Genomic DNA, 821 nt, shown 5'->3' with positions numbered 1-821 from the left:
TGCGGCCGATGTGAACGCCTTCTGCGTTGGCCTTGAGGGTGCCGATGTTCATGTCACATTCTCCTGATGCTGTCCGAACCCCTTGTCCGGAACACCTTCTCCCATCCCCCCTCTCCTCCGGGCCCGTGGCCCGGCCCGTGCGCCAGCCACCGCAGGCGCGCGTAATCCTGTCCAGCCCAGAGGGCTGAGGAGCCTCGATGCGTGGTTTGGAGATGAACCGGCCCTGCTTCGAGCCATGCGCGGTCCGTGCCGACCTATGCTTCGGGCTCGGTGTCCTTGATCTGGCTGACACGCGCCATGAAAGCCTTGGCTTCGAGCTGATTGGGTCCGTCGCGCGTGGCGAGGCATGCCATCCTGTCGATCTCTAGCTGTGCGGCAAGACTTGCCTCGATCTGGCAATAGGGCTCCAGCACGCGGATTGCGTCAACCGCGCGGGGCAGCTCGCCGAAGGCAGTGCCGACCCACACGAGTTCGGTCTCCTCTCCGTCCTCGTCAGGGGTGCTAAGAACCTGCGCAAAATAGGTCTGCAAGGGGCGGTCCCACCCGACAAAGGCGCTTGCCGCCGCAATCCCGTCACGAAGCGGTACTTTGTGTCTGCTCATGCGATCTTTACCTCCCCATCAGGTTTTGGACGGCTGCCGGGTAACGCGGCGATATGCCTGTCCCTCACAATGATCAGTAGTCCGCTGGCCGCATCAGCGTGACGACGCGCCGAGTCATCGCTGGATTGGCCGGATCCTCTGACCCGAACGCCAGTTCGGTGTCGTAATAGATCCTATGCAGGCCGGATCGGCTATGCCGTTGTTCCGTCAAACCTCACG

2 protein-coding genes are annotated in these 821 nt (G+C 62.6%); both read right to left on the bottom strand.

The window, feature by feature from the left end:
• Positions 1 to 254 precede the first annotated feature (254 nt).
• Positions 255 to 602, bottom strand: coding sequence for a hypothetical protein (locus AX725_RS17075; protein WP_066119407.1), 348 nt, complete (start codon positions 600 to 602; stop codon positions 255 to 257).
• A gap of 73 nt (positions 603 to 675) precedes the next feature.
• Entirely contained in the window at positions 676 to 813 is a 138-nt protein-coding gene (locus tag AX725_RS21040) for a DUF3768 domain-containing protein (protein WP_155645944.1), read from the bottom strand.
• Positions 814 to 821: the final 8 nt, after the last annotated feature.

The sequence above is a fragment of the Blastomonas sp. CCH9-A1 genome, assembly GCF_001557175.1.
Classification (GTDB): Bacteria; Pseudomonadota; Alphaproteobacteria; order Sphingomonadales; family Sphingomonadaceae; genus Blastomonas; species Blastomonas delafieldii_A.
Note: the sequence above shows the minus strand (reverse complement) of the source record. Positions and strands in the feature narration are given on the sequence as shown.

Excerpts from the sequence above, each read along its gene's own strand:
- AX725_RS17075 (WP_066119407.1), bottom strand. The coding sequence starts at position 602 with ATGAGCAGACACAAAGTACCGCTTCGTGACGGGATTGCGGCGGCAAGC.